The sequence below is a fragment of the Ancylobacter sp. 3268 genome (genome assembly GCF_031456575.1).
Lineage (GTDB): Bacteria > Pseudomonadota > Alphaproteobacteria > Rhizobiales > Xanthobacteraceae > Ancylobacter.
The window spans coordinates 33963-56097 of record NZ_JAVDUX010000019.1 but is presented as its reverse complement, the minus strand read 5'-3'; the positions used below and the strand labels follow the sequence as shown (position 1 = coordinate 56097).

Below are 22135 nucleotides of genomic sequence, written 5' to 3'. Positions count from 1 at the left end.
GGCGGGCGCCAATCCCGGCCGCCGGTGCCGCGAACGCCCCTCGGAAGGCGCGTCCGCGGCGCTCCGGTCAGCGGTCGCCGCGGGCGTTCCGCTCGATGGTGCGGGCGATGTAGGGCTCGACGCCGATGGTGGAGGGGGTGTTGGTGTAGCGGAAGGGCTGGCCGGCGCCCGGCTTGGCGGAAGCGGGAAGGTCGCCGCGCCGGGCCTGATGGGCGCTGCGCAGCGCCTCGGCATAGCCTTCGGCGTCGCTGGGGTCGCGCGGCTCGGCATGGGCCGGCGCCAGTGCGGTGGCGCCGAGCAGAAGAGCCGTCAGGGCGAGGGTGATATGAAGTCGCATGTACCATTCCTTTTGGTTGTCTGGATGAAGCCATCGGCTTCAGGGAAACAACTTTCGGCGACGACCCTTCTCTGATCGTCTGATGGTCAAGATGAACGTGCCCTGTCGCAGGGCTTTGGCGAGATGTGCCTGCGATGTGTCGGCAGTCGATGAAATTGTAGGCTTCTGGGCGCCGGATACATTTTCCGTCGCGGGGGCATGTGGGCGGGGAAGTGGGTGTCGTCTTTCCAACGACGAAACGCGCCGGCGGTGGGTGCCGCCGGCGCGTTTCATGTGTCGTCCGTTGCCGGGGCGGCCGGGATGGCGGGCTAGGAGTGCGTGTATTCCTTCAGCCGCACGTCGAACACGTTGGCGGGGAGTTCGCCGCGGCAGTACAGCCGGGCGCGCGAGGAGGCGGCCGGCGTCATCACCTGATAGGTCGGCGGCTGGGCGGGCCGCCCGTCTTCGTAGAGACCCCAGGCGTCGTCTTCCTGCTCGTCGTCGACGAACTGCCGGCTGACGACCGGCGGGTCGGCGGCGTGCAGGGCGAGCGGGTCGATGTCGGTGCCGGCATCGCCGAACACCACCATGCCGAGGAGGATGGCGGCGGAGAGCAGGAAGCCGGCGCCGATGTCTCGCCAGCCGGCGGAAGGCCGTTCGGGATCGTAGGGCATGTGAACCTCCGTTCCGGAAGGAAGTGAATGATCAAGGCCGCGCGCGGCGGCCTCAGGCGTGTTCGCGCACCGGTTTCGGCGCGCGGGACCGCCGCGGCAGCGCGCGGCAGATCACGTAGAAGGCCGGGGTGAAGACGAGGCCGAACAGCGTCACCCCCAGCATGCCGGAGAACACCGTGACCCCCAGGGCCTGGCGCAGCTCGGCCCCCGCGCCCTGCGCGAGCACCAGCGGCACCACGCCGAGGATGAAGGCCAGCGAGGTCATCAGGATCGGGCGCAGCCGCACCCGCGCCGCATCCACCGCGGCCTCGGCCGGGCTCAGGCCTTCCTCCTCGCGCTGGCGGGCGAATTCGACGACCAGGATGGCGTTCTTGGCGGCGAGGCCGATCAGCACCACGAAGCCGATCTGCGCCAATATGTTCACGTCCATCGCCGCGACCAGCAGACCGCTCACCGCCGCGAGCAGGCACATTGGCACGATGAGCATGACGGAAAGCGGCAGCATCCAGCTCTCGTACTGCGCCGCCAGCAGCAGGAAGACGAAGACGATGGAGGCGGCGAACACGATCAGGCCGGAATTGCCGGCGAGCCGCTCCTGCAAAGCGAGCTCGGTCCATTCGAAGCCGTAGCCGTCCGGGAGCACCTGTCGGGCGATCTCCTCCATGCGGTCAAGCGCGCCGCCGGTGGACGTGCCCGGCGCGCTCGCCCCCTGCACCTCGCCGGCCATGGCGAGATTGTAGCGCGGCACGCGGTAGGGGCCGGTGCGCTCCTCGAAATTCGCCACCGCGCTCAAGGGCACCATGGCGCCCGAATCGTTGCGGGTGCGGAAGCCGGCGACGACGGCGGGATCCTGCCGGAAGGCGCCGTCCGCCTGCGCGCGCACCTGGAAGGTGCGGCCGAGGAAGTTGAAGTCGTTCACGTAGGACGAGCCGAGATAGACCTCCAGCGTCTCGAAGACCCGGCTCGCCGGGACGCCGAGCATCTCCGCCTTCACCCGGTCGATGTCGGCATAGAGCTTGGGCGTGGCGGTGTTGAAGGGGGTGAAGACCCGTACCAGCTCGGGATGGCGGGCAGCCTCCGCCACCACCGCGCGCAAGGCCGCCTCCAGCTCGGCCGGGGTACCGCCGCCCCGATCCTGCACCATCATCTTGAAGCCGCCGGCATTGCCCATGCCGCGCACCGAGGGCGGCTTGATCGGGATGAGCCGGGCTTCGGTGAGGTCGGCGGTGCGGCGCGGCATCGCCGCCATCACCGCGTCGACGCCGAGATTGCGCGCCGCCCGCTCGGCGAAGGGATCGAGGATGACGAAGGCGACGCCGTTCGAGGAGGCATTGGTGAAGGTGGCGCCGTCGAGACCGGCGATGGCGACGACGTGAGCGACGCCGTCCATCTCCATCAGCCGGTTCGACAGTTCCGTCATCACAGTCTCGGTGCGGGACAAGGCCGAGCCGGGCGGCAGCTGCACCGAGGTGATGAAGTAGCCTTGGTCCATCTCGGGGATGAAGCCGCGCGGAGCGCGCTCCAGCTGCCAGCCGGTGAGCGCCAGCAGTCCGGCATAGGGGATCAGCGTGAAGGCGCCGAGCCGCAGCACCCGCCGGGTCAGGCCGGCATAGCCGCCCGCCAGCCGGTCGAAGCCGGTGTTGAAGGCGGCAAAGCCGCGCGCCGGCCAGCCGAGCGGCCCGCGCCGGGGCGCGTGCGGCTGATGCGGCCGCAAGAGCAGGGCGCCGAGGGCCGGGCTGAGGGTGAGCGAGACGAAAGCCGAGATGATGGTCGAGGCGGCGATGGTGACGGCGAACTGGCGGAAGAACTGGCCGGAAATGCCGGGTATCAAGGCGGCGGGAATGAACACCGCCGACAGCACCAGCGCGATGGCGACCAGCGCGCCGGAGATCTCGTCCATCGAGCGATGCGCCGCATCGCGCGGCGACAGGCCGGCGCGCAGATGCCGCTCGATGTTCTCCACCACCACGATGGCGTCGTCCACCACGATGCCGATGGCCAGCACCAGCCCGAGCAGCGACAGGTTGTTGAGCGAATAGCCCAGCGTCGCCATCACCGCGAAAGTACCGATCAGCGAGATCGGGATGGCGAGGACGGGGATGATGGCGGCGCGCCAGCTCTGCAGGAACAGGATGACGACGGCCACCACCAGGAGGATCGCCTCGGCGAGGGTCTTGTAGACCTCGTCCACCGATTCCGCGATGAACAGCGTCGGGTTGAACGGGATGTCGTAGGCGAGGCCGGCCGGCAGGCGCTCGCCGAGCCGGGCCATCTCCTGCGCGACCCGCTCGGCCGTCTCCAGCGCGTTGGAGCCCGGCTGCTGGAACACCTGGATCGGCTGCGACGGCCGGCCGTCGAAATTGGCGCCGGCGCGGTAGCTCTGCGCCGTCAGCTCGACGCGGGCGATGTCGCGCACGCGGGTGACGCGGCCATCCGCATCGGTGCGCACGATGATGTCCTCGAACTGCGCCGGATCGGACAGGCGGCCCAGCGTCTCGACATTGAGCTGGAAGGCCCCCGCGGCGGGCACCGGCGGCTGGTTGATCACACCGGCGGCGACCTGCACGTTCTGCGCCCGGAGCGCCGCCACCACCTCGCCGGCAGTGAGGTTGCGGGCGGCGACGCGGTCGGGATCGAGCCAGACCACCATGGCATAGTCGCGCGAGGCCGGCATGCGCACATCGCCGACGCCGGGCACGCGCAGCAGCGCGTCACGCAGCTGCAGGGTGGCGTAATTGGCGAGATAGAGTTGGTCGCGCGTATTATCCGGCGAGAACAGCTGCACCACCAAGAGGATGTGCGGCGACGACTTGCGCACGGTGACGCCGAGGCGGCGCACATCCTCCGGCAGGCGCGGCTCGGCCACGGCGACGCGGTTCTGCACCAGCACCTGCGCCTCGTCGACATCGGTGCCGAGCGCGAAGGTGACGGTGATCGAGAGCTGGCCGTCGCCGGTCGCCTGCGAGGACATGTAGAGCATGTTCTCGACGCCGTTGATCTCCTGCTCGATCGGTGTCGCCACCGTGTTGCTGACCACTTCCGCCGAGGCGCCGGGATATTGCGCGTTCACCACCACGGTGGGCGGGGCGATCTCCGGATATTGCGCCAGCGGCAGGGTGACATAGCCGGCAAGGCCGACCAGCACCACGAGGATGGACAGCACGGAGGCGAAGATCGGCCGGTCGATGCAGAAATGGGCGAGGCGCATCGGACAGCCCTCAATTGACGGGAGTTGGGGCCAGCGCGGCGGCGCGCGGCTCGCTATCGGCGGCCTGTGCCGTCACCTTCTGTCCGGGCCGCACGCGCATGAGGCCGCTGACGACGACGCGATCGTCCGGGTCGAGACCGCCGCGCACGATGCGCAGCCCATCCGCCTGGCGCGGGCCGAGCTCCACCTTGGCGGAGCTGACGGTGCCGTCCGCCGCCACGGTGAACACCGCCCGCTCGGCCTGGTCGGTCATCAGCGCCGTCTCCGGCACCAGCATCGCGGGATAGGCGCCGGAGAAGGGCAGGCGCACCCGCCCGAACTGGCCGGGAATCAGGCGATCCCCGGTATTGGCGATCACCGCGCGCGCCCTCAGCGTGCCGGCGCCGGCTTCCAGCCGGTTGTCGACGAAATCGATGGTGCCCTTGTGCGGCCAGTCGCGATCGGACTGCCCGCGCGCCTCGACCGCGATGCGCCGGCCATAGAGCAGCGGCAGCGTGCCGCTCGCCGCGGCCTGCCGGTAGGCGAGCAGGTCCTGCTCGCTGATGTCGAACACGAAATACAGGGGATCGAGCGCCACCAGCGTGGTCAGGATGGCGCCGTCCGACACCAGCGCGCCGACGTCCAGCCGGCGATTGGAGATGCGGCCGGCGAAGGGGGCGCGGACCTCGGTAAAGCCGAGGTCGATCTCGGCGCGCGAGGCGGCGGCCTCCGCCAGCGCCTTGGCGGCATCGGCGGCCTTCTTCTGCTGGCGGCGCTGGTCAAGCGTTGCCTGAGACACAGCACTGGTGCTGACCAGCTGCTCGGCGCGGCCGAGTTCGAGATCGGCGAGCTCGACCTGGGCGACGGCGCTGGCCAGCTGGGCGCGCGCCTCGTCGAGCGCGGCGCGATAGGGGCGGGGATCGATGGTGAACAGCAACTGCCCGGCTTCGACCAGCGCGCCGTCCTCGATGGCGATGGAAGCGAGATGGCCGGCGACGCGGCCGCGGATCTCCACCGCGGCGCTGGGCTCGAAGCGGCCGGCGAATTCGCGCCATTCGACGATCTCGCGCCGGACCGGACGGGCGACCGTGACCGTGGGGGGCGGGGGCTGGGACGGCTGTGCGGTCTGCGCCTGCGCCTCGGACGGCAGGCCGGCCGGAATCTCGAAGACGAGATGGAACGCGGCCAGGGCGGCGGCTACCGACAGGCAGGTGGCGAGTGTCACGGCAAGAGTGACGGGGGTGCGCATAGCTGTCCCTTGTTTGAACCGGGACGAACGCTAGCGGGCAATTGTCGCGGAGTTTCCGCGATGCAGCATCGATTTTGTCGCCGGCTGTCGCCAGGCATCGATGCGCGACGGATTGTTACATTTGTCGCTTCAAGTTGCCGGCGGCGGCCATGGGACCGCCGCCGCCGTCGTCATTCGGCCATCAGCGAAGGCAGGCCGGTGGAGAGCCACGGCACCGCCGTGAGCAGGATGAGGAAGGCGATCATGCCCCAGAAGAACGGCATGTTGGCCCGGAACACGTCCACCACGTCCTCCCTGGCGATCTTGGCCGAGACCAATATCGCGATGGCGACCGGCGGGGTGATCTGGCCGATCACCACCGTCACCACGATCAGCACGCCGAAATGCACCAGATCCACCTGCATGGCGATCAGCGAGGGCAGCAGCACCGGCATGATCATCGGGATCAGCGGATCGAGCACCATGCCGGCGATCAGCGCCAGCAGCAGCAGCACGAGCAGCTTCAGCGTCTGCCCCTCGAAGGGGAACAGCAGCTGCAGGCCCTCCGCCAGCACCATCGGCACCTTGGCCTGCGACAGCGCCCAGCCGAGCGCGGTGGAGAAGCCGACCACGATCAGCACCTCGCCGGTCATTATCACGCCGTCCACAGTCACCTTGCGCAGCTCCGCCCAGGTGATGGAGCGATAGACGAACTTCGACAGCACGAAGGCGTAGGCGAGGGCGAAGGCACCGGCCTCGCTCGGCGTGCAGACGCCGGAGATCAGGCTGATCAGGATGAAGGCGGGCAGGCCGAGCGGCAGCACCGCCCGCTTGCCGGTGCGCCAGACCTCGGCGGGCATGAAGGGGCCGGCGGCGCCCCAGCCCTTGCGGCCGGCGAGGTAGTAGATGACCCCCATCATCATGCCGCCCATCAGCAAGCCGGGCACCACGCCGGCGAGGAACAGCGCGCCGAGCGAGGTGCCGGTCACCGCCGAATAGAGGATCATCGGCGAGGAGGGCGGGATCAGCACGCCTATCCCCGAGGAGGTGGCGGTGACCGCCGCGGCGAACGGGCCGGGATAGCCGTGCTTCTTCAGATGCGGGATGGTGACCGAGCCGGTGCCGGCAAGATCGGCCACCGAGGTGCCGATCATGCCGCCGAACAGCACCGAGGTGACCACGTCGACATGGGCGAGGCCGCCGCGCATCCAGCCGACCAGCGCCACGGCAAAGTCGAACAGCCGCTTGGCGATGCCGCCATTGTTCATGATGCCGCCGGCGAGAATGAACAGCGGCAGGGTGACGAGGATGTAGTCGGCGACGCCGGTGAGCGTCTGTTGCGGCAAGGCGAGCGACCAGCCGCCGCTCATCGACAGGAAGAGGAACACCGAGGCGACCAGCGCCACGATGATCGGGAAGCCGATCACCACCAGGGCGCAGAGGGCGACCAGCGAGCCGCCGGCGAGAGCGAGCATCATAGTTTCACCTCATGAGCCGGGTGGTCGGCGATCTCCTCCGCGATGTCCTCGATGAGGACCAGCTTGTGCGGCACGACGGTGCGGTAGAGAAACGCGGCGGCCATGCCGAGGGAGGCGGCGAGCAGGCCCCCCGAGATCCAGGATTTCGGGATGTCGAGCATCGGGGTCACGTCACGGCCGAACACCTGCATGTAGCGCCAGGAAAACCAGGCGACGGCCAGCATCAGCAGCGCGCTGGCGAAGCTGATCGCGCGGGTGAGGGTGCGGGCATTGCGCGCGTTCAGCCGGCTGGTGACGATCTCGCAGCCGACGAGAGCACCTCGCCCGGCCGCGAGCACCACGCCGACCGCGGCGATCCATACCAGCAGGATCGAGACGGCTTCCTCTGTCCAGGGCAGCGGGTTGTTGAAGAAATAGCGGCCGGTGGCGTTGGCGAGCACCAGGACGCTCAGCGCCACCATGAGCAGCATGCCGACCGTCTCCAGCAGCCAGGAGGCCGCGCCGATGAGGGAGAAGCGGCCCAGAATGTCCGATGGCGTACGCCGGGCGCCGAGAATGTTCAGGCTCACGGGGCTGCCTCCCGAGGTTTGGAGCTGTCCTGGGCGGGCTCGGCGAGCCGGCGGGCGAAGAGCTGCCCGTAGCCGGGACGCGCGCCGTCGATGCCGGCCACCTCCAGGCAATGCCAGAACGAGGCCTGCACGGCGGAGATCACCGGCTTGCCGAGCGCGGTCTCCAGCGCCTCGATGACACCGGCCGAGCGGAAATTGGTGCAGGAGATGAAGATCGCCGTGGCGTCCGGGTGGTCGCAGGCGACGACATGGTCGAACACCTTTTCCAGCGGCACCTCGGCCAGCGCCCAATCCTCGTCGATGCCGAGATGGCCGCTGTTCAGCACCTGGTGGCCGTTGGATTCAAGGAAGTTGATCGCCCGCTGGTGGATGGCCTCGACATAGGGCGTCGCCAGCGCCACCGGGCCGGCCTTCACCTCCTTGAGCGCGGCGAGCGAGGCGGTGGAGGCGGTGGTCGCCTTCACTCCCGGCGCCCAGCCCTCCATGCGGCTGATCAGCGCCTTGTCATAGGCGGTGCCGTAGACGAAGGAGGCGCTGGTGCCGCCGAAGCACAGCACGTCGATCGGCGCCGAGCCGACGAGGCGGGCGGATTGCTCCAGCTCCGGCGCGTTCATCATCTGGTCGATGCCTTCCAGCGTCACCTTGGGCAGGCGCACGCGGGTGGTGTGGATCGACAGGCCCGGCGCCGCCATGGCCACCCATTCGGCGTCCATGACGATGCTGGAGGCGATGTAGATGAGGCCGAGGCGGCCCAGCGTGGCGTAGCCGTCGTAACGGAAGCCCGGGCGGGCTTCCTCACCAGTAAGTGCGGTCATGTCGATAGGGCTCACTTCAGGCTGGCTTCGAGCTTGGCCATAAGATCGGGTCCGACCACCTTGGCGATCTCGCCCTTCACCGGCTCGGCGGCGGTGCGGAAGGCGGCGAGGTCGGGGGTCGTCACCGTCACGCCCTTGGACTTGAACTCGTCGACGAGGCGGGCGTCGCTGTCGTCGGACACCTTGCGGGTGGCGGCGGAACCCGCCTTGGCGGCCTCCTTCAGCTTCGCCTTCATCTCCGCCGAGAGGGCGTCAAAGGCGGCACCATTCATGGCGAGGGTGATGGGGGTGTAGACGTGGTTGGTCAGGGCGATGAACTTCTGCACCTCGAAGAAGGAGAAGTCCTTGATCACCGAGAGCGGGTTCTCCTGGCCGTCCAGCGCGCCCTGCTTCAGCGCCATGTAGACTTCGCCGAGCGGCATCGGGGTGGGCGCCGCGCCCAGCGTCTTGAAGGCGAGGATGCGGGTCGGGCTGCCCGGCGTGCGGATCTTCAGGCCCTTGAGGTCGGCCGGGACGTTGATCTGCTTGCTGGTGGTGGAGATGGTGCGGAAGCCGAGTTCGCCGAAAGCGAGGACCTCGAGCCCGGCCTTCTCGCGCAGCGAGCCGGCGAGCAATGCGCCGAACTTGCCGTCGAAGGCGGCGCGGGCGCTCGCCTTGTCGGCGAACAGGAAGGGCGTGTCGAGCACAGAGAAGCCCTTGTCGAGGGTGACCACATCCGAGCCGAGCGGCACCACCTGCACTTCGCCGGCGCGGATCAGCTCCATCAGCGCCGTTTCGTCGCCGAGCGCGCCACCCTCGAAGAACTCGATGGCGGCGTCCGGGCCGGCCGACTTGGCGAGGGCGTCGCGGAAATTCGCCAGCATGATGTTGAGCGGGTCGCCGGCATTGGTTTCCACCGCAAGGCGCAGCTTGGTCTGGGAGAGGGCCGGGGAGGCCAGCCCGGCGGCACCGAGCACCGATGCGACGACGCCGACGGCCGCAAGCCGCTTCAGGGAGGAGAGAGTGAGCATGATCCACGTTCCTTGCCGTAGAGAAATACGGAGGATCCGATTGCATCGAGCGTGCCAGGAGGAGAAACGTTGGGGAATCTCAACCCGTAAATCTACCTATGCCCATGCGTGAAGCAGCGGTGGAGGGTAAAGATGATTATTTAATCAGATAAAATTATGTAGTTCTATTAATAGAATAGGTAATTTCTATGTAGGCGTGGTCGTTTTTCGGAAATGTCGCCGTGAGCCGAGGATGATGACTTTAATGCATCGGAATAAAATTTGGCAATTATGATGATCGTATTTTTCGATGCCCGCGCCCGTCGCAGCGTCACCCGCCGGTAAAATGACACGGTTGAGCGGCATTCAATGCGGCGATGAGCGTAAGCGGGTTCGGGAGACGCCCTGACTGGCAGTATAGAATGTGGCCACGGCAACATATGGAACCGAGGGAAGCGCCATGACACATCCGGCCATTGCACCCGACCACGTCGCAGTGGTCACCGGCGGCGCCAGCGGCATCGGGCTTGCCGCCGCCCGCCGCTTCGGCGCGGCGGGGATGGCGGTGCTGATCATGGATCTGCCCGGCCCCTCGCTCACCCAGGCGGTGGAGGCGCTCAAAGCCGTGGGCATCGACGCGGTGGCGGCGCCGACCGACGTTACGGACATCGCGCAGATCGCCGCGGCGAAGGCGCAGGCGGACCGGATGGGGCCGGTCTCGGTGCTGATGTGCAATGCCGGGCGCGAAGGCGGCGGCGGATTCGCCGCCGGCGAGGCGGTGTGGCGGCGGACGCTGGAGACCAATTTCTGGGGTGTGTTCCATGGCCTGCAGGCCTTTCTGCCGGACATGATCGCCGCACCATATCCCGGCGCCGTGGTGATGACCGGCTCCAAGCAGGGCATCACGCTGCCGCCGGGCGATACCGCCTACAACGTCTCCAAGGCCGCGCTGCGGGCGCTGGCGGAATCCGTCTCGCACGACCTCGTCAAGCAGACCGGCGGGAGGGTCAGTGCGCATCTGCTGATCCCCGGTTTCGTCTATACCGGCTTCACCCGCGCCAAGGGCGTGACCGAGAAGCCCGCCGGCGCCTGGACGCCCGAGCAGACGGCGGATTTCTTGATGGAGGGCCTCGACAAGCGGGACTTCTACATCCTCTGCCCCGACAATGAGGTGACGCGCGAGATGGATCTCAAGCGCATGCGCTGGGGCATGGGCGACATCCTGGAGAACCGGCCGGCCCTGTCGCGCTGGCATCCCGATTATGCCGAGGCGTTCGCCGCCTATATGAAGGCGGAAGACTGAAGCTCGGACCGGAGCGAAGCCTAATAACGGCGGGCGGGGAGGGCGCCCGCCCTCGGTGATTTCTCCTAAAGTGCGACGGGCGGTGGCTTGCGGCCCGGCAGAATTCCTTTGACGGCCTATCTGAGAAGAATTCTAATTCTGGCGCTCGACATCAAAGGATGCGTCGCTTGAGTTTCCGGGTCTGGCTGTCGATCGTTGTCGCGGCCGCGGTCGTCGCTCTGGCCGGCTTCGGGGTGTACGCCCATCACCCGAGCCTGCCGGCCATGAGCGCCGCCGAGCGTCCCAGCTTCGGCCCGGAAGTGATCGAGAAGGGCCGCATCCTGGCGGCGGCGGGCTACTGCGCCACCTGCCATACCGCCGCCGGCGGCAAGCCCTATGCCGGCAATTATCCGATGGAGACCGGGTTCGGCACGATCTACGCCTCCAACATCACGCCGGACCCCGAAACCGGGCTCGGCAACTGGTCGCCGGCCGCCTTCCGCCGCGCCATGCATGACGGCGTCGACCGCGAGGGCGCGCATCTGCTGCCGGCCTTCCCCTTCGACCACTTCACCAAGATGAGCGACGAGGACGTCGACGCGATCTATGCTTTCCTGATGGCCAAGGTCGCGCCGGTGCGGGAGAAAACCCGCGACAACGCCTTGCCGTTCCCGCTGAACCAGCGGTTCCTCCAGGCCGGCTGGAAGCTGCTCTTCGTCGATTTCGGCCGCTACCGGCCCGATCCCGGCAAATCCGAGCAATGGAACCGCGGCGCCTATCTCGTCGAGGGGGTGACGCATTGCGGCGCCTGCCACACGCCGCGCAATCTTTTGGGCGCCGAGAAGAAGAGCGAGGCCTTCGCCGGCGCCGCGATCGACCGGTGGATCGCCCCGGCGCTGACCGCCGCCAATCCCTCGGCGGTGCCGTGGAGCGCCGCCGCCTTCACCCGCTATCTCGGCACCGGGGCGGGCATCTATCACGGCATCGCCGCCGGGCCGATGGGGCCGGTGGTGCATGCCGGGCTGCGCGAACTGCCCCAGAGCGATCTGGAAGCCATCGGCGCCTATCTCGGCGCGGGGGTCGGCGCGCCCGCTGCCGATCCCGCCGCCAACCCCGCGGTGCTGGCGAGCCTGAAGGCCGGTCGCCCCGACCCAACCTATCGCAAGGACCTCGGCGAGCGGCTCTATGCCACCGCCTGCGCCGCCTGCCACTACAATGGCTCGCACATTGTCGAGGGGCGGCCGGAGCTGGCGATCAACTCCTCCACCCGGCTCGCCGACCCCACCAACCTGATCCACGTCATCCTCGACGGCGTCGATGCGAAGAACGGCATGGGCGGGGTGGTGATGCCGGCTTTCCGCCACGCGCTGTCGGACGCGGATATTGCTGCGGTGGCGGCCTATCTGCGCGAGAAGCGCGCCAATCTCGCGCCCTGGCCGGATCTCGCCGCGCAGGTGGCGCGCATCCGGGCCGAGGGCGCCGGCCATTGATGAGGGCATCGGCATGATCGACTTCACGGTCAACGGGCGGAATGTCAGCGTCGACGTCGAGGCCGACACGCCGCTGCTCTGGGTCATTCGCGACGCCATCGACCTGACCGGCACCAAATATGGCTGCGGCATCGGCATGTGCGGCGCCTGCACCGTGCATGTCGGCGGCCGGGCGACACGCTCCTGCATCACGCCGGTGGGCGATGTCGCCGGCACCGAAATCACCACCATCGAGGGTCTGGATCCCGCGGGAAACCATCCGGTGCAGCAGGCGTGGCGGCATTTGCGGGTGCCGCAGTGCGGCTACTGCCAATCCGGCCAGATCATGCAGGCCGCCGCTTTCCTGAAGGACATTCCCAGCCCGACCGACGACGACATCGATGCGGTGATGACCGGCAATCTCTGCCGCTGCATGACCTATCTGCGCATCCGCGCCGCAGTGCGCGAGGCGGCCGCAGCGCTGCGGGGGGAGGCCACCAATGGCTGACGCGCCCGGCTTCCGCACCCGCCCGCGCGGCGGTGCCGACCGCACGGCGGATCGCTCGGGCGGACGTCCGCCGGACGATGGATTGAGCCGCCGCGGCTTCCTCGTCTCGATGTGCGCCGCCGGCGCGGTGTTCGGCTTTCCGCGCGCCGGCCTGGCGGCGATGGATCCGGCGGAACCTGGCGGCGCGCCGATCCAGGCGGTCGGCGCCCGCTTCGAGCCGGCCATCTGGTACTGGATCGATACCGAGGGGCGGATCAACGTCAACATCATCCGCGCTGAAATGGGCCAGCATGTCGGCACCGCCATTGCGCGCATCCTCGCCGACGAGCTCGGCGCCAGCTGGGACGACGTGCATATCGAGCATGTCGACACCGCCGCCAAATGGGGGCTGATGGTCACCGGCGGCAGCTGGTCGGTGTGGCAAAGCTGGCCGGTCTATCGCCGAGCCGGCGCGGCCGGGCGGGTGGCGCTGGCGCAGAAGGCCGCCGAGCTCTGGGGCCTCGATCCGGCGGCGGTGAGCGTGGCGAACGGCGTGGTGTCGGGCGGAGGGCGCAGCGCCCGCTTCGGCGAACTGGTGGCGCAGGGCATCACCCGCCGCTTCGACGAGGAGGAGCTGAAGGCGCTGCCGCTGAAGCCGCTTGCCGAGCTGACGCTGGTTGGCAAGGACGTCGCCGCGCTCGACATCACCGACAAGACCACCGGGCGGGCCGTCTTCGGCATCGATGCCAAGGTGGAGGGCATGGTGCATGCCGTCCCGCTGGTGCCGCCTACCCGGTATGGATCGGAGATCGTCGGCATCGACGACAGCGCCGCGAAGGCGATCAAGGGATATCAGCAGACGCTCAAGCTCGACGATCCGTCCGGCACGGCGCCCGGCTGGGCGATGGTGATCGCCGACAGCCACTGGGCGGCCCAGAAGGCGGCTGGCCTCGTCAAGGTCGAGTGGAAGCCGAGCGACGCCGCGCGGGTGAGCGAGGCGGACATCCAGCAGCGTGCGCGCGCGCTGATCGCCGACGATGCCAAGGGAGCGGTGCTCGATACCGGCGACACCGATGTGGTGCCGGTCTTCGCCCGCGCCGCCGTGACCATGGAGGCGGAGTACACCACCGCGACGGTGCTGCACTTCCAGCTGGAACCGGTGAACGCGCTCGCCTTCCGCAATGCCAAGGGCGTCTGGGAAATCCACACCGGCAATCAATGGCAGTCGCTGGTGCTGCCCTGGCTGCAGAAGGCGCTTGGCGTCGACGAGAACGGCGTGGTCATGCGCAGCTACCTGCTGGGCGGCGGCTTCGGACGGCGCCTCAATGGCGATTATGCGGTGCCGGTGGCGCTGGCCTCGAAAGCGCTCGGCGGCAAGCCGGTGAAGATGGTGGCGACGCGGCCGGACGACCTGAGGTTCGACAGCCCGCGTTCGCCCTCGGTCCAGCGGGTGCGCATGGCGTTCGACCGGGACCGGAACGTCATCGCCATGGATACGGCGGTGGCGGCGGGCTGGCCCACCAAGGTGATGCTGCCGGCCTTCATGCCGAAGGGCGTCAATGGCGAACCCTATGATCCGTTCGCCAGCGACGGCGTCGACCACTGGTATTCGGTCGGCGCGCAGCGGGCGCGGGCGATCTCGAACGATCTGGCGGAGAGCACCTTCCGCCCCGGCTGGCTGCGCTCGGTGTCGCCGGGATGGATCAACTGGGCGATCGAAAGCTTCATACATGAAGCGGCGGTGAAGGTCGGCAAGGATCCGGTGCAATTCCGCCTCGACCATCTGAAGGCCGAGGGACGCAACGCCGGCACCGCCCCGGATTCGATCGGCGGCGCGGCGCGGCAGGCGCAGGTGCTCGCCCGCGTCGCCGTGCTGTCCGGCTACGGCAAGGCGAAACTGCCGGCGGACACCGCGATCGGCGTGGCCACCTCCTATGGCCAGGCGCGGTCGATGCCGACCTGGGTCGCAGGCGCCGTGCAGCTGCATGTCGACCGGCAGACCGGTTTTGTCGACGTGCAGAAGATCTGGCTGGCGGTCGATTGCGGCATCGTGGTCGACCCCGACAGCGCCCGCGCCCAATGCGAGGGGGCCGCGCTGTGGGGCCTGTCGATGGCGCTCTGCGAGGGCACGGAGTTCGAGAACGGCCAGGTGCGCGACCGCAACCTCGACAGCTACACGCCGCTGCGGATGATCGATGCGCCGGAGGTGGTGGTGGAGTTCGTCGCCAGTACCGAGGTGCCGGTCGGGCTGGGCGAGCCCGGCACGACGGTGGTGGCGCCGGCGATCGGCAATGCAATCTTCGAGGCGGTCGGGGTGCGCCTGCGCCGCCTGCCGATCCGGCCGGATGCGGTGCTAGCGGCGCTGAAGGTGAAGTAGCCGAGGCTCGGTGCCAGGCGGCGAACCGGCACGATCTTCCAGTCAACGATCCCGCGACCGGCGGGCGGGCGATCACGAGCCCGTGCGGCGCTCGCAATTTGTTTGCGAAAATATAATTCGTATCCTATTAATTAGGTCATGAACAAGATTGACACTCTTCGGCGGGCGCTCACCGCCCAGCTTCTCCAGGCCGGCCGCCAATGGCGGCGCCTTGCCGAGCGGGAGCTCGAGGCGCTCGGCATTTCCGAGGCCTGCGCCGCGCCGCTGCTGTGGACCAGCCGGCTGGGCGGCGGGGTGCGCCAGGTGACGCTTGCCGCCTATGTCGGCATCGAAGGCCCGTCGCTGGTGCGGCTGCTCGACCAGCTGGCCGCGTCCGACCTCATCGAGCGGCGGGACGATCCCACCGACCGGCGCGCCAAGACCATCTGGCTGACCGGGGCCGGCGAGCAACTCGCCGCGCGCATAGAAGAGATTCTGGTGGAACTGCGCGGCCAGGTGCTCGCCGCTATCGAGCCGTCCGACCTGGAAGCCGCGTTGCGCGTTCTGAAGGTCTTTGACGAGGTGTCCGCGCGTTCGGCGGAGGAGGTGTCGTCGTGACCCTGCCGGTGGCCCTGCCATCCTGGCGGGACTGGCTGTTCTCCGGGAAGGCCTTCCTCGCCTCCATGCTGGCGCTCTACATCGCGCTGGCCTTCGATCTGCCGCGTCCCTACTGGGCGATGGCGGCGGTCTATGTGGTGGCCAACCCGCTCGCCGGCGCCACCAGCTCAAAGGGACTCTACCGCGCGCTCGGCACGCTGATCGGCGCCAGCGCGGCGGTGTTCTTCGTGCCGCTGTTCGTCAACGCGCCGGAACTGCTCAGCCTCGTCGTGGCGCTGTGGACCGGCACCCTGCTCTATATCTCCATGCTTGACCGCACGCCGCGCAGCTATGTGTTCATGCTCGCGGGCTACAGCCTGCCGCTGATCGCGCTGCCGACCATCGGCACGCCGGAGCAGATCTTCGACGTCGCGCTGGCGCGCAGCGAGGAGATCGTCATCGGCATCACCTGCGCCACGGTGGTCGGCGCGGTGGTGTTCCCGACCAGTGTCGGCACGGCGCTGTCCGCGCGCATCTCCGGCTGGCTCGACGATGCCGCCTCCTGGACGGGGGAAATCCTGCGCGGCGAGGGCGCGCTGCCGGCGACCCCGCTGCGCCGCCAGAAGCTGGCCGCCGACATCCTCGGTCTCGATCTCATCATCAGCCAGCTGTCCTATGACGCGGCGACGCGCGACGTGGTGCCCCATGCGCGCGAGCTGCGCGGCCGGCTGCTCATGCTGCTGCCGCTGCTCTCCTCGCTTGCCGACCGCCTGCACGCGCTGAAGGCGCAGGAAGGCGCACTCTCCCCGGAACTGGCGGCGCTGCTGCCGCGGGTGGCCGACTGGTTCGCGCAGGGTCGCCGCGCCGACCCCGCCGAAGCCGAGCTTCTGTCCGCCACCATCAGGGCCCTGCATTCGCAGGAGGCCGCCAACTGGAACGGGCTGGTGCAGGCGAGCGCGCTCGACCGGCTGGACGAGATCGTCGCGCTGTGGAGCGACTGTGTTTCCCTGCGCGCCGACATCGAGCGCGGCCAGCATGCCGGCAAGAATGCCGGCCTTTGGCGTCCGCGCTTCCGCCACCGCCGGGTGCTCGGGCGGGCACGGCACTATGATTTTGGCCTGATGCTGTTCTCCGCCGGCTCCTGCGTCCTCGCGACCCTGCTCGCCAGCGCGTTCTGGATCGCCAGCGGCTGGTCGAGCGGCAGCGGTGCGGTGATGATGACCGCGATCGCCTGCTCGTTCTTCGCCGCGATGGACCGCCCGGCGCCGTTCATCCGCTCGATGGCGATCTGGTCCGGCGTCAGCATCGTCGTCTCCGGCGTGTACCTGTTCGGCATCCTGCCGCTGGTCCATGATTTCGAGATGCTGGTGCTGGTGTTCGCGCCGCCCTTCCTGCTGCTCGGCCTGCTGATCCCGCGGCCGCAATTCACCATGCTGGGCATGCTGATGGCGGTGAACACCGCCTCCTTCGTGGCGATGCAGAACCGCTACGGCGTCGATTTCGCCACCTTCGCCAATGAAGGGCTCGCGGCGATGGCGGGCCTGACCTTCGCGCTGGTGTGGACCATCGCGACGCGCCCCTTCGGCGCGGAGATCGCGGCGCGGCGCCTGGTGCAGGCCGGCTGGAACGACCTTGCCGAGACCGCCTCCGGCCGCCATCCCGGCGATCATGAGCGGCTTGCCGGCCGGATGCTCGACCGGCTGGGCCAGCTGGTGCCGCGGATCGCCACCATCGACGACCGCGAACTCGCCAGGGTCGACGGTTTCGCCGAAGTGCGCGTCGGCTTCAACATCGTCGAGCTGCACAAGACGCGGCGCGGCATGGCGGCCGACGATCGCGCGGCCATCGATGCGGTGCTGGCCGGCGTCGCGGCGCTGTATCGCGCGCGCGTCGCGCGCCGGACGTTGGTCGCGCCCTCCGAGGCGCTCCGCGCAGCGCTCGACGGCGCGTTGCGCCTTGCCGCCCGACACCCCGCCGCGGAGGCGCGGCGCACGCTCGACGCGCTGGTCGGCCTGAGGCGGGTGTTCTTCCCGGACGCGCCGGGGCCGGCCGGCGACTTCGCGCCGGAGCGCCCGGGCCAGATGCTGCTGGCGGCGGAGTGATCCCATGTCCGGTGAAATCGATATTTACGGTGTCTACGTCCCCAATTTGCTGGCGCTGATGGTGGCAACGCTGCTGGTGAGCCTCGCCGCGCGGCGGGTGCTGGCCTTCCTCGGCGCCTATGCCCTGGTCTGGCATCGCGGGCTGTTCGACATCGCCCTCTACATCGTGCTTTTGCAGGGCATGTCCCTGCTGTCCCAATGGTGGCTGTCATGAAGGTTTCGTTTCGCGGCGCCATCCGCGTTGCCGTCACGCTCGTCCTCGTCCTTGCCGCGCTCGGCGCCGGGCACGAATTGTGGGCGCATTACATGGACGATCCGTGGACGCGCGACGCCAAGGTGCGCGCGGACGTGGTCGGCGTCGCGCCGGATGTCTCCGGTTTCGTCAGCGATGTGCTGGTACAGGACAATCAGGCGGTGAAGAAGGGCGACGTGCTGTTCCGCATCGACCGCGCCCGCTTCGCCATTGCCCTGGAGCAGGCCGAGGCCGTCGTCGACGGCCGCAAGGCGACGCTCGACCAGGCGGTGCGCGACCGCGAGCGCTATGAGCAGCTCAAGGACGTCGTGTCGGAGCAGAAGACCGAGCAGATGCGCATGTCGGAGGCCGAGGCCGCCGCCTCCTATCGGCAGGCGCTGGCCGACCGCGAGCTCGCCAAGCTCAATCTCGAACGCACCGAGGTGAAGGCGCCGGTGAATGGCACCATCGCCAATCTCAGCCTGCGGCCCGGCGACTATGTGACCGCCGGCACCGCCAAGGTGGCGCTGGTGGATACCGATTCCCTGCGGATCGAGGGATATTTCGAGGAGACCAAGCTGGCCCGCATCCGCGTCGGCGCGCCGGTGTCGATCCGGCTGATGGGGCAGGCGGCGCCGCTGCGCGGCCATGTCGAGAGCATTGCCACCGGCATCGAGGACCGCGAGCGCACGGTCGGCAACGGATTGCTCGCCAATATCAACCCGACCTTCAGCTGGGTGCGGCTCGCCCAGCGCGTGCCGGTGCGTATCGTGCTCGACGAAACGCCGAACGGCGTGCAGCTTGTCGCCGGCCTTACCGCGACGGTATCGGTGCTGGAAAAATGATCGCGCGCGGCGTTCTCCGCCCGCGAAGAACAGCCTTGACCCGCGACCATCATCTCCCCGCCGGCAAGGTCTGAACGGCGACAGGGGCGGCATTTTCCCCGTCCTCGACCCCGAACACGCTGCGGCCGCCATAGCGCGGCGACAACCGCATCTCGTCCTCGACGATCTCGTCCCAGCTGCGGCCACCGGCGAGGCGCTCGAGCCGGCGCGACTGGTCGTCGAGCCGGCGGAGCGCGGCGAGCTCCTCCGACTGGCCGAGCCTTGCCTTGCACACCGCCGACTTCATGACGTCGATGGTCTGATCGTAGACCTTCACCGGTACCGGGAAGGGGTGACGGTCCTTGCCGCCATGCGCATAGGAAAAGCGCGCGGGATCGGAGAAGCGAAAAGGCGCTCCATGCACCACTTCCGCCACCATGGCGAGCGCCTCGACCGTGCGGGCACCAACGCCCGGCACCAGCAGCAATTCGGCGAAATCCGCCGGACCACGATCGGCTGCCGCAGCAAGAGCCGCCTGCAGGCGCGGCAGCACCACGTCCTTGGCGCGGACGTCATGATGCGCCGGCATGACGAGGTGCGGCAGTTCGAGCTGGTCGGTGACGGCCTTCGCCGCCGGCGCCCTGGCGCCGCCCAGATCGGCGAATTCGCGAGCGATAGCGTCCGGTCCCAGGCTCTCCAGCAGTTGCAGCTGCCCGGTACGGGAATGCCCGGCGCGGGCATCGGCCAGGTTGACGATGTCACCCTGGTGAGGGCCCTCAACCGCGGCATGCGGGTCGTCGAGAAAGCTCTTGAGCCCCTCCGAGAGCCAATGGTAGCGCCGCGCCTGCCGGCGGGTGTCGTTCATTCCCTGCTGCACCACCACCCAATGCCCGTCATCGGTGACGATGAAGCCGTGCAGATAGAGGTCGAACCCGTCCTGCACGGCGGCGCTGTCGATCTTGGCAACGAGGCGGCTCGCCCTGCCCAGAGCCTCGCCGTCGCAGCCGGTGCGCTCGCCGACCGCCATCAGTTCCTGCGGCGTCTTGCGCGAGTGCTTTCCGCGCCCGCCGCAGACATGGATGCCGAGCTCGCCTTCGAGCGGCTGAAGCCCGCGCTTCAGCGCGCCGATGACGCTGGTGGTGATGCCGGAGGAGTGCCAGTCCATGCCCATGACGGCGCCGAAGGACTGGAACCAGAAGGGATGCGCCAGCCGGCGCAGCAGCTCGTCGCGCCCATAGTGATGGACGATGGCTTCGCTGATCACCGCGCCGAGCCTGGTCATGCGCTCCGCCAGCCAGGGCGGAACGTGGCCCGTATGAAGCGGGAGGTCGGCACTTCCAGTGCGGCGGGACATGGCTCTCTCGACGACGTGCCGCTGTCAAATCGAAGCGACGCAGCGGACGGTGCAAGGCTAGGCGGTGCCGAGCCCGCGTGTCATCAGCCTGAACAGCCGTTCCGAGAACGCGATCGCGTCACCTGGGCGGTCGCCATCGAGCACCCGCGCGGTATCGAGCAGCAGATGGGCGACATCCGCATGTGAGGCTTTGTCGGCATTCCCCGCAAGGCCAACGATCATCGTGTGCTTCGGGTTGACCTCGAGGATCGGCTTCGCCGCGCTGCCGAGCCGGCCGGAAGCCGCAAGGAAGCGCTCATATTGCCGATCCGGTCCGGTCTCGGAGGCAACGAGGCACACGGCGCTGTCGGTCAGCCGGTCGGAGGGGCGGACATCGGCGACTTCTCCGCCGAGCTCCGCCTTAAGCGCGGCGATCAGCGCCGTCACCTCCTCGCTGGCTTCGGCGGAGGGGTGGGCCGCGCTGTCGAGCAGCGGGATCAATCCGAGATCGGCCGCGCCCTGCGTGATCGACTTGAAGGGCTTGCCTTCATAGTCGAGGCCGTTCGCGACCCAGAAGGCGTCGACCGGATCGGCAAGCAGCAGCACCTCGATGCCGCGGGCGCGGAACCCCTCCAGATGTGGCGAGGTGGCGATGCGCGCCGCGTCGTCGCCGGCGATGTAGTAGATCGCGGTCTGGTTCTCCTTCAGCCCCGCGACGTAGTCCTTGAGGCTGCGCGTGCCCTCGCCGGAGGCGGTGGTCTTGAAGCGGACGAGGTTCAGCAGTTGCTCGCGGCGCTCGAAGTCCTCGTAGAGGCCTTCCTTGATAACGGCGCCGAAATTCTCCCAGATCTTGCCGAACGCCTCGGCGTCGCTCTCCGCGAGCTTCGACAGTTCCGAGATCACGCGGTTGGTGACGCCCTTCTTGATCGCGCCGAGCAGAGGGCTGTCCTGGATCATCTCGCGCGAGACATTGAGCGGCAGGTCGGCGCTGTCGACCACGCCGCGCACGAAGCGCAGATAGCGGGGCAGAAGCTCGGCATCGTCGGTGATGAAGACGCGCTTCACATAGAGCTTGATGCGGCCCTTGCGGTCGGCGTCGAACAGGTCGAACGGCCGCGCTCCCGGCACGAAGGCGAGCGCGGTGTATTCATGCCGGCCCTCGGCGCGGAAATGCACGGTGAGCGCCGGCTCGTCATACTGCCCGGCGACGCTGCGATAGAAGTCCGTGTAGTCCTGCGCGGTGATGTCGCTCTTCGATTTCGTCCAGAGAGCGGCGCCGTCCGAGAGCGGCCTGGCTTCCTCGCCCGGCTTCTCGACGAGGGCGATCGGCACCGGCACATGGCCGGACTGCTCCTTGACGATGCGCTCCAGCGTCCAGCGCTCGGCATAGGATTTTGCGTCCTCGGCGAGATGCAGCACCACGCTTGTGCCGCGTGCCGGCGCCTCCTCCAGCGCGAGGGGGGCGACCGTGAACGCACCCTTGCCGTCCGAGGACCACAGCCATGCCTCCTCGCTGCCGGCGCGACGGCTGACGACGTCGACCTTCGAGGCAACCATGAAGGCGGAATAGAAGCCGACGCCGAACTGGCCGATGAGCTGAGCGCCTTCCTTCCCTTCCGCATTGGCAATGCGGTCCATGAAGCCACGGGTGCCGGAGCGGGCGATGGTGCCGAGCGCCTCGATCATCTCGTCCCGGCCCATGCCAATGCCGTTGTCGGCGATGGCGAGCGTGCCGGCATCGGGATCGGCGGAGAGGGTGATCGCGAGCCTGGGGTCGTCGCCGAGCAGCTCGGGGCTGGTGATCGCCTCGTAGCGCAGCTTCTCGCAGGCATCGGCGGCGTTGGAGATCAGTTCGCGCAGGAACACGTCGCGGTCGGAATAGACCGAGTGCACCATCATGTGCAGCAGGCGGGAAACGTCGGCCTCGAAGGGGCGGCTCTCAAAGATCTCGGTGGTCATGGCGATACGTCATGTGGATGAAACCAAGCGCTTCAGATGGCAAGACCGGCCCGAGAGATCAAGACGCAAGATTGCTCTCCGCGCCGCTTCAGGGCGGTCCGGCAGATGAAGCCCGCGGCTGGCGGTCCGGCGTGAGCCTGGCGATTGACCGATGCCGAAGAAATCGCATACCGCCTCGACCTGGCCCTCCGGCATAGGGATGCCGGGCTGCGTGGCGCAGAGTCCGCCCGGCTCGCCG

18 protein-coding genes are annotated in these 22135 nt (G+C 68.5%); 8 read left to right on the top strand and 10 right to left on the bottom strand.

Features of this window, described 5'->3' with window-relative positions:
• Positions 1-67 precede the first annotated feature (67 nt).
• The 8 genes from J2X65_RS22535 to J2X65_RS22500 all read right to left on the bottom strand — a co-directional run bounded on the left by J2X65_RS22535 (position 68) and on the right by J2X65_RS22500 (position 9277).
• Complete coding sequence (locus J2X65_RS22535) at positions 68-337, bottom strand: hypothetical protein (protein WP_310206204.1); 270 nt, start codon at positions 335-337, stop codon at positions 68-70.
• Positions 338-645: 308 nt separating this feature from the next.
• Positions 646-990, bottom strand: a complete 345-nt coding sequence (locus J2X65_RS22530) for a hypothetical protein (protein WP_310206200.1) — start codon at positions 988-990, stop codon at positions 646-648.
• Positions 991-1042: 52 nt separating this feature from the next.
• Entirely contained in the window at positions 1043-4198 is a 3156-nt protein-coding gene (locus J2X65_RS22525; RefSeq protein WP_310206197.1) for a multidrug efflux RND transporter permease subunit, read from the bottom strand.
• A 10-nt stretch (positions 4199-4208) separates the two neighbouring features.
• Positions 4209-5426, bottom strand: coding sequence for an efflux RND transporter periplasmic adaptor subunit (locus tag J2X65_RS22520; protein ID WP_310206194.1), 1218 nt, complete (start codon positions 5424-5426; stop codon positions 4209-4211).
• A 170-nt stretch (positions 5427-5596) separates the two neighbouring features.
• Positions 5597-6883 carry a TRAP transporter large permease gene (locus J2X65_RS22515; RefSeq protein WP_310206190.1) on the bottom strand — a complete coding sequence of 429 codons (1287 nt, stop codon included), beginning with the start codon at positions 6881-6883 and terminating at the stop codon, positions 5597-5599.
• Positions 6880-7452 carry a TRAP transporter small permease gene (locus J2X65_RS22510; RefSeq protein WP_310206188.1) on the bottom strand — a complete coding sequence of 191 codons (573 nt, stop codon included), beginning with the start codon at positions 7450-7452 and terminating at the stop codon, positions 6880-6882. The genes J2X65_RS22515 and J2X65_RS22510 overlap by 4 nt, the downstream gene beginning before the upstream one ends.
• Positions 7449-8267, bottom strand: coding sequence for an Asp/Glu racemase (locus tag J2X65_RS22505; protein WP_310206185.1), 819 nt, complete (start codon positions 8265-8267; stop codon positions 7449-7451). Before J2X65_RS22505 ends, J2X65_RS22510 begins: the two co-directional genes overlap by 4 nt.
• An 11-nt stretch (positions 8268-8278) precedes the next feature.
• Positions 8279-9277 carry a TRAP transporter substrate-binding protein gene (locus J2X65_RS22500; RefSeq protein WP_310206181.1) on the bottom strand — a complete coding sequence of 333 codons (999 nt, stop codon included), beginning with the start codon at positions 9275-9277 and terminating at the stop codon, positions 8279-8281.
• Between the two features lie 439 nt (positions 9278-9716).
• Between J2X65_RS22500 and J2X65_RS22495 the strand changes: the two genes are divergently transcribed.
• The 8 genes from J2X65_RS22495 to J2X65_RS22460 all read left to right on the top strand — a co-directional run bounded on the left by J2X65_RS22495 (position 9717) and on the right by J2X65_RS22460 (position 18626).
• Positions 9717-10559, top strand: coding sequence for an SDR family NAD(P)-dependent oxidoreductase (locus J2X65_RS22495; RefSeq protein ID WP_310206177.1), 843 nt, complete (start codon positions 9717-9719; stop codon positions 10557-10559).
• Between the two features lie 167 nt (positions 10560-10726).
• On the top strand, positions 10727-12028 hold the full coding sequence (locus J2X65_RS22490) for a cytochrome c (protein ID WP_310206174.1): 1302 nt from the start codon (positions 10727-10729) through the stop codon (positions 12026-12028).
• Between the two features lie 13 nt (positions 12029-12041).
• The gene (locus J2X65_RS22485; protein ID WP_310206171.1) at positions 12042-12515 is read left to right on the top strand and encodes a 2Fe-2S iron-sulfur cluster-binding protein; all 474 of its coding nucleotides are present in this window, start codon (positions 12042-12044) and stop codon (positions 12513-12515) included.
• Complete coding sequence (locus tag J2X65_RS22480) at positions 12508-14871, top strand: molybdopterin cofactor-binding domain-containing protein (RefSeq protein WP_310206168.1); 2364 nt, start codon at positions 12508-12510, stop codon at positions 14869-14871. Before J2X65_RS22485 ends, J2X65_RS22480 begins: the two co-directional genes overlap by 8 nt.
• 138 nt (positions 14872-15009) lie before the next feature.
• The gene (locus J2X65_RS22475; protein WP_310206165.1) at positions 15010-15468 is read left to right on the top strand and encodes a MarR family transcriptional regulator; all 459 of its coding nucleotides are present in this window, start codon (positions 15010-15012) and stop codon (positions 15466-15468) included.
• Positions 15469-15476: 8 nt separating this feature from the next.
• On the top strand, positions 15477-17549 hold the full coding sequence (locus J2X65_RS22470) for an FUSC family protein (RefSeq protein ID WP_310206379.1): 2073 nt from the start codon (positions 15477-15479) through the stop codon (positions 17547-17549).
• A 4-nt stretch (positions 17550-17553) separates the two neighbouring features.
• Positions 17554-17763: a DUF1656 domain-containing protein gene (locus J2X65_RS22465; RefSeq protein ID WP_310206162.1), complete on the top strand. Its 210-nt coding sequence runs from the start codon at positions 17554-17556 to the stop codon at positions 17761-17763.
• A complete protein-coding gene (locus tag J2X65_RS22460) occupies positions 17760-18626 on the top strand; it encodes an HlyD family secretion protein (RefSeq protein WP_310206159.1) in 867 nt (288 codons plus the stop codon). The genes J2X65_RS22465 and J2X65_RS22460 overlap by 4 nt, the downstream gene beginning before the upstream one ends.
• A gap of 49 nt (positions 18627-18675) precedes the next feature.
• Here the strand turns inward: J2X65_RS22460 and J2X65_RS22455 are convergent, their stop codons facing one another.
• Positions 18676-19959: a DUF763 domain-containing protein gene (locus tag J2X65_RS22455; protein WP_310206156.1), complete on the bottom strand. Its 1284-nt coding sequence runs from the start codon at positions 19957-19959 to the stop codon at positions 18676-18678.
• A 57-nt stretch (positions 19960-20016) separates the two neighbouring features.
• The gene (gene htpG, locus J2X65_RS22450; RefSeq protein WP_310206152.1) at positions 20017-21897 is read right to left on the bottom strand and encodes a molecular chaperone HtpG; all 1881 of its coding nucleotides are present in this window, start codon (positions 21895-21897) and stop codon (positions 20017-20019) included.
• Positions 21898-22135 lie beyond the last annotated feature (238 nt).

What these genes read in the sequence shown, in the direction of transcription:
- J2X65_RS22465 (WP_310206162.1), top strand. Translation starts at nt 17,554, where the DNA reads ATGTCCGGTGAAATCGATATTTACGGTGTCTACGTCCCCAATTTGCTG.
- J2X65_RS22480 (WP_310206168.1), top strand. Translation starts at nt 12,508, where the DNA reads ATGGCTGACGCGCCCGGCTTCCGCACCCGCCCGCGCGGCGGTGCCGAC.
- J2X65_RS22515 (WP_310206190.1), bottom strand. Translation starts at nt 6,883, where the DNA reads ATGATGCTCGCTCTCGCCGGCGGCTCGCTGGTCGCCCTCTGCGCCCTG.
- J2X65_RS22535 (WP_310206204.1), bottom strand. Translation starts at nt 337, where the DNA reads ATGCGACTTCATATCACCCTCGCCCTGACGGCTCTTCTGCTCGGCGCC.
- J2X65_RS22520 (WP_310206194.1), bottom strand. Translation starts at nt 5,426, where the DNA reads ATGCGCACCCCCGTCACTCTTGCCGTGACACTCGCCACCTGCCTGTCG.
- J2X65_RS22460 (WP_310206159.1), top strand. Translation starts at nt 17,760, where the DNA reads ATGAAGGTTTCGTTTCGCGGCGCCATCCGCGTTGCCGTCACGCTCGTC.
- J2X65_RS22530 (WP_310206200.1), bottom strand. Translation starts at nt 990, where the DNA reads ATGCCCTACGATCCCGAACGGCCTTCCGCCGGCTGGCGAGACATCGGC.
- J2X65_RS22495 (WP_310206177.1), top strand. Translation starts at nt 9,717, where the DNA reads ATGACACATCCGGCCATTGCACCCGACCACGTCGCAGTGGTCACCGGC.
- J2X65_RS22485 (WP_310206171.1), top strand. Translation starts at nt 12,042, where the DNA reads ATGATCGACTTCACGGTCAACGGGCGGAATGTCAGCGTCGACGTCGAG.
- htpG (WP_310206152.1), bottom strand. Translation starts at nt 21,897, where the DNA reads ATGACCACCGAGATCTTTGAGAGCCGCCCCTTCGAGGCCGACGTTTCC.
- J2X65_RS22500 (WP_310206181.1), bottom strand. Translation starts at nt 9,277, where the DNA reads ATGCTCACTCTCTCCTCCCTGAAGCGGCTTGCGGCCGTCGGCGTCGTC.
- J2X65_RS22525 (WP_310206197.1), bottom strand. Translation starts at nt 4,198, where the DNA reads ATGCGCCTCGCCCATTTCTGCATCGACCGGCCGATCTTCGCCTCCGTG.
- J2X65_RS22455 (WP_310206156.1), bottom strand. Translation starts at nt 19,959, where the DNA reads ATGTCCCGCCGCACTGGAAGTGCCGACCTCCCGCTTCATACGGGCCAC.
- J2X65_RS22475 (WP_310206165.1), top strand. Translation starts at nt 15,010, where the DNA reads ATGAACAAGATTGACACTCTTCGGCGGGCGCTCACCGCCCAGCTTCTC.
- J2X65_RS22505 (WP_310206185.1), bottom strand. Translation starts at nt 8,267, where the DNA reads ATGACCGCACTTACTGGTGAGGAAGCCCGCCCGGGCTTCCGTTACGAC.